General features: G+C 70.3%; 5 protein-coding genes and 2 pseudogenes. 2 read left to right on the top strand and 5 right to left on the bottom strand.

All coding sequences use genetic code 11. The annotated features are described in order from the left end of the window. Positions 1–16: 16 nt before the first annotated feature. Positions 17–364 (bottom strand): DoxX family protein, encoded by a 348-nt coding sequence (locus J7F03_RS00705; protein ID WP_214946625.1) that lies wholly within the window; start codon positions 362–364, stop codon positions 17–19. Beyond that, a complete protein-coding gene (locus J7F03_RS00700) occupies positions 361–555 on the bottom strand; it encodes a hypothetical protein (RefSeq protein ID WP_214946624.1) in 195 nt (64 codons plus the stop codon). Before J7F03_RS00700 ends, J7F03_RS00705 begins: the two co-directional genes overlap by 4 nt. 65 nt (positions 556–620) lie before the next feature. On the opposite strand from J7F03_RS00700, the gene J7F03_RS00695 reads away from it, so the two are divergent. Further along, positions 621–1,040 carry a molybdopterin-binding protein gene (locus J7F03_RS00695; RefSeq protein WP_214946623.1) on the top strand — a complete coding sequence of 140 codons (420 nt, stop codon included), beginning with the start codon at positions 621–623 and terminating at the stop codon, positions 1,038–1,040. Here J7F03_RS00695 and J7F03_RS00690 read toward each other — a convergent pair. Continuing rightward, positions 1,021–1,245: pseudogene (locus J7F03_RS00690) on the bottom strand (molybdopterin-dependent oxidoreductase); the annotation flags it as partial. The gene J7F03_RS00695 and the pseudogene J7F03_RS00690 sit on opposite strands and share 20 nt — an antisense overlap. 45 nt (positions 1,246–1,290) lie before the next feature. Continuing rightward, positions 1,291–2,409 (bottom strand): helix-turn-helix domain-containing protein, encoded by a 1,119-nt coding sequence (locus J7F03_RS00685; protein WP_214946622.1) that lies wholly within the window; start codon positions 2,407–2,409, stop codon positions 1,291–1,293. A gap of 585 nt (positions 2,410–2,994) precedes the next feature. On the opposite strand from J7F03_RS00685, the gene J7F03_RS00680 reads away from it, so the two are divergent. Further along, positions 2,995–5,751 carry a PKD domain-containing protein gene (locus J7F03_RS00680; RefSeq protein ID WP_214946621.1) on the top strand — a complete coding sequence of 919 codons (2,757 nt, stop codon included), beginning with the start codon at positions 2,995–2,997 and terminating at the stop codon, positions 5,749–5,751. A gap of 86 nt (positions 5,752–5,837) precedes the next feature. Here J7F03_RS00680 and J7F03_RS00675 read toward each other — a convergent pair. Next, positions 5,838–6,238 (bottom strand): annotated as a pseudogene (locus J7F03_RS00675) (molybdopterin-binding protein). Between the last annotated feature and the right edge of the window lie 54 nt (positions 6,239–6,292).

The following is a 6,292-nucleotide window of genomic DNA, read 5'->3' as shown; positions in this document are numbered from 1 at the left end:
GTCGGTGGATCAAGGCTTAGGCCGCGAAGCCGAGGGCGAAGGCCGCGAGGACCGGGGCCATGTAGATGACCGGGAAGGGGACGTGCTTGTACGAGCGGGCGCGGATCACGGTGATGACGGCTCCGGCGTAGTACAGGACCAGGCCGATGCCCGCCGCGATGCCGATGACCGGGACGAAGAGGCCGATCAGCAGGCCCACGGCTCCGGCGGCCTTGGCCGCGCCGAGGGGGGTCCACCAGGCCTTGGGGACCTTGTACTCCTCCATGGCCTCCACGACCCACGAGGCGCGGCTCAGGAGCGAGTAGCCCGAGAAGCCCGACATGGCGGCGGCGAGGACGGCGACGACGGTGGCGGCGATGTTCATGAGAGGTGCTCCTCGGTCGGTGTCCGGTCAGTGGCCGGTCGGTGTTTTTGTTCTTCACCGCACTGACCCGCGCCGCCCGGCAGGTGTGACACCTTCCCGAAGATTTCTTTTTCGAGCGCATCGGCCAGCCGCTCGGGTGGTTCCGGTTGGCGGATGCGACGCCCTGAACGCGAGTCGACCGAAGCGCGCATAGCGTCGATCTTGTGCGGTACCCCCCGGTCCGTACGAACCGTCGAAGTAAGAGGTCGAACCAGTCATGACCCTGAGCATCCGCAACCAGCTCGCCGGCACCGTCACCGCCGTCACCGCCGGCGAGGCCATGGCGACGGTCAAGGTCCGCCTGGAGGGCGGCGAGGAGATCACGGCCGCCATCACCACCGACGCCGTCAAGGACCTCGGCCTCGCCGAGGGCTCCGCGGTCAAGGCTCTGGTCAAGGCCACCGAGGTCGCGCTCGCCACCGGTGCCGTCGAGGGCATCTCCATCCGCAACCAGATCGCCGGCACGGTGGCCGACGTCGTCATCGGCGGCGCCATGGCGTCCGTCAAGGTGGTCGTGAACGCGGGCAGCCTGACCGCCGCCGTCACCAAGGACGCCGTCGAGGCGCTCGGCCTCACTGCCGGGTCCTCCGTCGTCGCGCTGATCAAGTCCACCGAGATCAGCCTCGCGACGGTCTGAGCCCGTCCCACGAGCCCGGGCTCGGCGGTGACAGCGTGCCGAACCACACGTGCGTGACCGCGCTGACGTAGCGCGCCCCGCACCGGTCCGAGGGGACCACCAGCTGCACGCCCGCCTCGTCGAGGTCTTCGCCGTCGAGGCGGGTGGCCAGCAGCATCGGACTCCCGGCGAAGCCGGCGTCCAGCTCGGCCCGGGACAGCACCGTTTCTACCTGGCAGATCCCGGCCCATGGCTGCCTTTCGTGCCGCTCTCAGGCCGCGGATTCCGCGGCGCACCCGCGGCACTTGCCCCGGGTGCGGCTGCGGAAGGCGAGCTCGCACGTCTCGCAGGTCTGGAACGGGTCCGGTGCTACGTACGCCAGCTCGCGGTAGACCGGTCCGAGGGCCGGTGGCAGTTGCCGGGTCAGCCGGTACGCGACCAGCCCTGCCGGATTGCGGGGCGGCTCCGGCAGGCTCGCCGTGAGCGCGGTGACCACGGCGTCCGGTGAGGCCCCCCGCTCCAGCCAGGCCTCGACGCCGCCGGCGAGCCGGTCGATGTCCCGCTCGCCGAGCAGGAGGCGCCGGTCGATGCGGCGCAGCCGTCCGAGGAGGGCCTTGGCGGCCGCACGGCGCGAGGGGATGACCTCCTCCGGAGCGGGCAGCGAGGACATGACGGTGGGCGGCGCGGGTTCCCGTACGGGTGCCGGTGCCTCGGGGTCGGGCTCGGCGTCGGGCTCGGCGTCGGGGTCGTACCCGAACTCCGGCTCGGTCTCGGGGTCGGGCTCCGTCTCGGGCTCGGCGTCGAGGTCGTACCAGAGCTCGGGCTCGGCTTCGGGATCGGGCGCCGGAGGCGGCTCCTCGGTACGGACACGGGGGAGTGGCGGCGGCGGTGACGAGGGCTGCGGTGACGAGGGCTGCGGTGACGGAGACGGAGACGGCGGAGATGGCGGTGACGAGGGCGGCGGTGACGGAGACGGCGGAGACGGAGACGGAGACGGCGGAGACGGTGGTGGCGGCGGTGGTGGCGGCGGTGCGGGGTCCGGCTCGGGGAGGCCCCCCGGGCGGTTGTAGGACACCGTTCGGGTGATGAGTTTGCCGCCCGGCAGCTTCTCCTGGGTCCGGCTCAGGTACCCGTGGCGCTCCAGCTCCCGCAGGGCGGAAGCGATCCGGATCTCACCCTCGGTGAAGCGCTTGGCGAGCGCCTTGATGCCGACCTGGGAGCCGCCGGGCAGCGACTGGATGTGCGCGGCGAGGCCGATCGCGGTCAGTGACAACTCGCGGTGCTGGGTGAGGTGGTTGCCGATCACCGTGTAGTGCGACGTGTGACGGACGTGGGCGTGGCGTACCCCGGACGGGAAGACCGGGCGCGCGTTAGGGTGCTCAGAAGCCATCTGGAAGGTCTGTCTTCCTCGTTGGTGAGGCCCTCGCCCGGGATTGCCGTCCCGGCGGGGGCCGTCTCATGTCTGGGGTTGTGGGCCAGAGCATATGCCAGTCAACCACCGTGAAATCCAGCCCAGTTCGGCCTTGTCACCCGTGTGAGTGACGAGGCCGCAGCGGGAGGACAGGAGGGGTTTGGTGGGTAATTTCTGCCCGGTACTGCGCAGCAAAAGAAAAATCGTGGGTCACCGCGTCGTGGTGACACGGGATCCGGCGGGCGCTTTTCCTCGTACGTGTTTTCCCCTCCGGGCGGGGTGGATTTCATCAGGCTTGGGTCGGATGTCGGAGATGGCCCATGGATGGGGTCCACGGGCACGGTCCACGGGCCTGGTTCACGGGAACCCTGGATTCCACGTTCCGGTCACGCAGGCCCCGTCGGATAGGCCGTTGACCGGGGGGTTTAGGGCAATGGATGATGGTCGAAGGCTTCTGCGGTTCGCGTGCGCCCGACTGTCGCTGGGGGACAGGAATTTTCATCCAGTCGTGCGGCGCCGCACCCGCGCTGAATTCACGTCGCTTCTCCCTTGAAGGAACTCCTGGTGCGTCCCACCCGTGCGGCAGCCTCGCTGACCGCAGGTCTCGTCGCTCTTCTCGGCATGCCGGCTGCCGCCGTCGCCGCCGACACTCCGACCGATCTCTACGTGAACAGCGGTGTCGACTCCCACTGCTCAGACAGCGGGACCGGTTCGCAGGCCGTCCCGTTCTGCTCGATAGCCGCGGCGGCCAAGGTGGTCCTGCCGGGCCAGACCGTGCGGATCGAGGCGGACACGACCTACTCCGACGCGGTCACCGTCGACCGCTCGGGAGAGCCGGGCAAGCCGATCACCTTCGCCGCCGCGAGCGAGGGCGAATACGACCACCGCGCCTTCATGCCCAAGAGCCTGACCATCAGCGGGGCCTCCCACATGGTGTTCCGCGGGCTGACCGTCTTGGGAGGCGTGCGCGTCGAGAATTCCCATGACGTCACGTTGGAGAACCTCCACGGAGGGGACTCGGCCGATCCCGTCTCCCTCGGCCTCGCCGTCGGCAAGGAAAGCACCGACGTGCGCGCCAGGTGGAGCTCGTTCGACGGCATCCAGGTCGACGGCGGTGCCCAGCGCACGGTACTCAGCCGCAACAGGGTCCACAGCCGCAAGCAGTCGGTGGTCACCGTGGTGGACGCGCCCGGCACCGTCATCACCAACAACACCCTCACCAGTACCTGTGCGGCGGCCGTCTCGGTCAGCGGCACCTCGACCGGCTCGGCGCTGGTCAACAACGTCCTCTACATCGCGGGCGGCGACCCGCAGTGCAAGTCCGCCGAACAGCGCACCGGCATCACGGTTGCGCCGAACGCGACGGCCGGCACCCGCGCCGACTACAACCTGATCGCGGGCAAGCCCGCCGCCGGACTGGTCCCCTACAGCTGGTCCGGCACCGGGTACCAGACGGTGGCGGCTTTCGCGGCCGCCAGTGGACAGGGCGCGCACGACATCCTGACCCCGACCGTCGACGGCGTCGGCCCGGTCGCCGGATCGCCCACCATCGACTCGGGGGATGCGACGGCGCAGGGAGCGTTTCCCCTCGACCGTTTCGGCAGCCCGGCCGCGGACGACCCGAACGTCGCCAACACCGGCAAGGACGGCGGGTACATCGACCGCGGTGCCGCCGAAGTCCATGACGTCATGCGAGGCCTCAAACTCTCGGTGAGCGAGAAGTGGGCGCCGGTCGGTACGAGCGTGAAGGCGACGGCCGCCGTGGACAACAAGTGGCCCACGACCGTGACCTACCACTTCGATTTCGGTGACGGGACCGCACCGGTCGTCACCAAGGCGACCAGCGCCGAGCATGTGTACAGCTCGCCGGGCGACTACGTGGTGAAGGTGAGGGCGGTCAACGAGTCCGGGGTGGAGCTCTCCGAGACCTGGGCGATCAAGGCGACGCCGGCCGGCCCGCTGACCGCGGCGCTCACCGCGCAGCGGGACCTGCCGACCTCGGACAGCCCGATCGGTCGTGAGGCCCCGCTGTCCGTCACCGTCGACACCAGGGGCAGCGCGACGCCGTGGCCGGTGACGAGCGTTGACGTGGACTTCGGCGACGGCGCGACTGATCACAGCGGCAACCTGACCGACTTCGAGCACGCCTACGACAAGCCCGGCGACTACAAGGTGACGCTGACGCTCCAGGACTCCAAGGGCGCCAAGTCCACGGCCACCCGGAACGTGAAGGTCGACTACGCCCCGTCCGGCTACGTGGCCACCGAGCCGTTCCGCCTCATGGACACCCGCACGAACAACACCACCGTCCGGGGCGGCTACCCCGTACCGGTGACCCTGCCGGCAGGCCTCGCCGTACCGGACCACGTCCTGTCGGCGAGCATGGCTTCGGCGGTCCTCAACGTGACGGTCACCGGTGCGAGCGAGGACACCCACCTCACCGTGTGGCCGTCGGGCCAGCCGCGTCCGGCGACCTCGAACGTGAACGTCCGCGCGGGCGGCACCTCGTCCAACACCGTCACCGTCCCGGTCGGTGCCGACGGCAAGATCCAGGCGCAGCTCAACTCGGGCTGGGCGTCGCTGATCGTGGACTTCGTCGGCTACTACCAGCCGAACATCGGCCAGCGCTTCTCCCCGCTCGCCCCGACCCGTGTCGCCGACACCCGTACGGCCGGTGGTGCGCTGGGCGGCGGGAAGACCCGTACGGTCAAGGTCGCTGGCGTCAACGGCATCCCGGCGGACGCCACGGCGGTCGCGCTGAACCTGACGGGCACCGGTGCGACGGAGCAGGCGCACGTGATCGCGTACCCGGACCCGGCGAAGCGTCCGTCGACCTCGAACCTGAACGTGGAGCCGGGCAAGGACAAGTCCAACCAGGCCATCGTCCCGGTCGGCCCCAACGGCACCATCACGCTCTACACCAACTCCGGCTCCACCCACCTGGTGCTGGACGCGGTCGGCTACTACGGCAAGGACGGCAAGGCGCTGTTCACCCCGGTCGTGCCCAATCGTCTCGCCGACACCCGCACGACCCGAAAGGTCGCGGCCGGCGCGACCACCACCGTCTCCGGTCTGCCGTCCAACGCCGTGGGCGCGGTCCTGAACGTCACCGCGACCGACTCCACCGGCCCCGGCTTCCTGACCGCGTACGGCTACGGCGGCACCCTCCCCGGGGCCAGCAGCCTCAACACGCTCCCCGGCGTCACGGTCCCGAACCACGTGACCACCCCGGTCGCGTCCGGCAAGGTCAGCATCTTCAACAGCTACGGCGGCGGCAACCACGTGATCACCGACCTCCTCGGCTACTTCACGGTGTCCTAGAGCTCGGCCCAGACCGTTTTCAGTGGGGCAGCTCCGGTGGAGCTGCCCCACTTCTGCGCTGGGCGGTCTCTTGGTCCCGGCCCCGCTCAGAACGCCAGGTCGATGTGGACGTCCGTGGACTTCACCCGGGCCGTCACGGTGACCCCGACCGCGATGCCGAGCTCCTCGACGGCCTCCCGGGTCACCACGGACACGACGCGGTGCGGGCTCGACTGGATCTCGACCTGGGCAGCGACCTCGTCGAGGCGGACGGCCGTGACGATCCCGGCGAAGGAATTGCGCACGGAGGTGGTGGCGGCGGCCTCCGGCACCGGATGCAGGCCCGCGGCCCGCTCCTTGGCGAAGGCGGCAAGGAGCACGCCGTCCACGGTCCGCACCCCGTCGGGGTCGCGGCGCGCGGGCAGCCGCCCCCGTCGGCCCAGCGGCGGACGGTCTCGGGGCTTACGCGCAGCAGGCCGGCAGCCTGCCCGATGGAGGACGACGGCACGTGCGCAGCCTAGTGCGGTGACCGGCAGGGTTCACCGGGTCGCCGAGCCCGTGA

Origin of the sequence: Streptomyces sp. ISL-43 (assembly GCF_018614195.1) — a bacterium.
In the GTDB taxonomy this organism is placed as follows: Bacteria; Actinomycetota; Actinomycetes; order Streptomycetales; family Streptomycetaceae; genus Streptomyces.
Note: the sequence above shows the minus strand (reverse complement) of the source record. Positions and strands in the feature narration are given on the sequence as shown.

Excerpts from the sequence above, each read along its gene's own strand:
- J7F03_RS00685 (WP_214946622.1), bottom strand. The coding sequence starts at position 2,409 with ATGGCTTCTGAGCACCCTAACGCGCGCCCGGTCTTCCCGTCCGGGGTA.
- J7F03_RS00695 (WP_214946623.1), top strand. The coding sequence starts at position 621 with ATGACCCTGAGCATCCGCAACCAGCTCGCCGGCACCGTCACCGCCGTC.
- J7F03_RS00700 (WP_214946624.1), bottom strand. The coding sequence starts at position 555 with ATGCGCGCTTCGGTCGACTCGCGTTCAGGGCGTCGCATCCGCCAACCG.
- J7F03_RS00705 (WP_214946625.1), bottom strand. The coding sequence starts at position 364 with ATGAACATCGCCGCCACCGTCGTCGCCGTCCTCGCCGCCGCCATGTCG.